Here is a 2,765-nt window from a genome sequence, read left to right on the forward strand (position 1 = left end):
GTCGTTACAGTGCTGCGCCCCTGTTTTCTTTTTGAAATATCGAAGAATGCATAACCATTATGGCAAATAATGGATGGGGGGCTATTTGTCTCTTGACAGGGGGCAATCATATCAGGATGGGCAAAGCGCGAAGCGTGCCCATCTTTCATTGGGGGAATCCGCAACGATGAAAATGACAAAATACCGGAAGCCCAACCCGTCCCCGCCGAGGGCGGTTATACCCGCGCCTTGAAATCATGCAAAAATTCTGTTTATCAAACTCGGATCATACAAATTGGCAAACGTATGGCCCCCGGCAGGGCCGCCGAAGGCAATTTTAGCTGTTTTATTTAATTTTCGTTTCTAATGTTGTTAACCCCGGCAGCTCATGCGTCTTGCGACGTACGAGGCATCCCCTTACCCTTCACGCGAATGCGGACGCGAGGTGCCCAGAGGACCGACAGCTGTAGAGCATTCGCAAACCTGCTTTCAAGGTGGCACACCTTGCCGCCGGAGGCTACGTATGCCGCAACGCGTCCACGGGTGTGATTCGGGCTGCTTTGGTGGCGGGGTAGAGGCTGACGGCGACGCCGAGGATTAAGATGACCGCGTTGGCTGTGAGGATATCGGTGGGGGTGAGCAGGGGGGTGATGATGCGCGGCATGCCCCACATCTCGGTGCCGGCGGAGAGGGCTGAGAGGTCGATGCCGTGGATGGCGACAAGGGAGACGGTGGCAATACCCAGAAGGTTTCCGACGGCAAGGCCCAAGAGGAGCAGGAAGATCGACTCAAGGATGACTCCGAGGACAATGCCCCTGGGGCGCATGCCCAACGCTCGGATCAGACCGAACTCCCGGATCCGCTCGAAGACGGCCATGAGGGTGGTGTTGACGATGCCGAAGCCCATGGCGATGAAGACGACCCCGTACCATATATAAATAAAGGATCCTGAGAGCTTCAGGTAGGCGGCGAGCATGGGAAGTCGTTCGTGCCAGGTGGTGATGGACAGGGAGGCATCGTTTATGGTGGTTTTCAGGGAGTCGGCCACAAGGGCTTCGTCACCTATGCGGGGCAGGAGGATGGAAATCTCGGAAAGTTTTCCGTTCCCGCCCAGCATCTGCTGTGCGGCGGCAAGGGGGACGAAGAGGTAGGTTTTTTCAGTGCTTTCCATATCGGCATCGAAGATGCCTGAGATGCGAAAGGCCTTGGAGGCGATTTTTCCGTGCACGTCCTGGCTCATGAGAATGAGTTTGTGGCCCAGTCTGGTTTCGTATTTATTCAGGAGGGCGCGTCCCACCACCACGCTGTGGGTGTCGGTTTCGGCCAGGGGGCGTCCTTCGGTGATGGCACCGCCGAGGAAGGAGACGACAGGTTCCCGCACCGGGTCAATCCCCACGAGGGTGATCCCGCCGGAGTGGCGGGCGTTGGCGGCCACGGCACCCACCCGGATGCGGCCGGTCCAGTGACTGCCAGGCGGGAGCGCGGTCACCAGGGCGTCCAGGTGAAGGGTTGCGGCCTCGATGAGGTGATCCACAGAGGGGTCGTCCAGGTACTCAGGATGCTGGATCTGGAGATGGCCGGTGAGGGTCTTGATGCCGTTGGTCAGCATCTCTTGCTCCAGTCCCCGGGTCAGGGCGCTCAGGAGAATAATACTCCAGATCCCGATGACCACGGCGGTGAGGATCACCAGGGTTCGTCTCGGGTTGCGCCAGATGTTTCGCCAGGCCAGCTCATTATACATGGTGCATCGCCTCCACCGGTTTCATTTTTCTTATTTTCAGGGCGGGAAAGAGGGCAGAAAAGAGGGTGATGCAAAGCACCGCCGAAGGGCCGAGGGTGGCGGAGAGCACGGATAGCTTTGGGTAGAGCCGGCCGCTGATGCCGTAGGCCTTCATGATCTCGTCGCTGCCGGGGATGAGGATGCCGTGGGCCTCAAACCAGAGGGTGAGGGCCGCCCCCAGGAAGATGCCCAGCCCCAGGCCGGTGGCCGTCATGAAAAAGGATTCGGTCAGGACCAGCCGCATCAGGCGATTCGGCGTGGTGCCGATGGCCATCATCACCCCGAACTCCCGGGTGCGCTCGAAGATCGCCATGACAAAGGTGTTTAAAATGCTGAAGGCCACCACGATGATGAGGATCAGGTACATGATCAGCCCGCTTACCAGGTCCATCTGGATGCTCTGAAGAAGACCGGGGATCAGATCCATCCAGTCCAGGGCCACCGGCGCGGGGTCGTCAAAGGGCAGTCCGGGCAGCGCGTTGTTCAGCTTTTTTTTCAGTGGGCCGACATCGGCAAGGTGCCGGGCTCGGATCGCCACCTCGTGCACCCCACCGGCCATGGAAAAAAGATCCTGAAAAAACGCCAGGGGCAAGAGCACCACGTTGCGATCGTAGGCGTCGAGGCCCGATTTGAAGATGCCGTCCACCGCCACCACCGTGGCCGCCATCGACCCGTCTCTTCCCTGCCCCAGCACGGTCAGCTCATCGCCTACCCCCACCTTGAGGTTTCGGGCCAGGGTCTCCCCGATCAGGGCGCGATCTTCCCTTGAAAAATAGCTCCCCTTGCGAAGGATGGCCGCCAGGGTAGACACCCTCTTTTCACGCTCTGGGTCCACCCCCGTCACCAGGCACCCATACGTCCGGTGCCCGCTGGTCACCAGGGCAAAGCCATTGGCCCGCGGCGCCGAGGCCACCACACGCGGGTCTCCTCCCAAAAGCGCCGCCTCCACGGCATCGTCCCAGTGAAAGGCCAGGCGGATCTCCTGATCTTCTTGATACCCCGCCGC

Annotated in this window: 2 protein-coding genes; both read right to left on the minus strand. The window is 59.8% G+C overall.

Annotated features, from left to right (window positions below; genetic code table 11):
* Positions 1 to 496: 496 nt before the first annotated feature.
* Positions 497 to 1,720, minus strand: coding sequence for an FtsX-like permease family protein (locus tag Q1Q75_RS22515; protein ID WP_300675456.1), 1,224 nt, complete (start codon positions 1,718 to 1,720; stop codon positions 497 to 499).
* Positions 1,713 to 2,765: FtsX-like permease family protein (locus tag Q1Q75_RS22520; protein WP_300675458.1), on the minus strand; the 1,053-nt coding region annotated here is incomplete at its 5' end. The genes Q1Q75_RS22515 and Q1Q75_RS22520, both read right to left, overlap by 8 nt.

The sequence above is a fragment of the Desulfoluna sp. genome, from assembly GCF_030145185.1.
GTDB lineage: Bacteria > Desulfobacterota > Desulfobacteria > Desulfobacterales > Desulfolunaceae > Desulfoluna.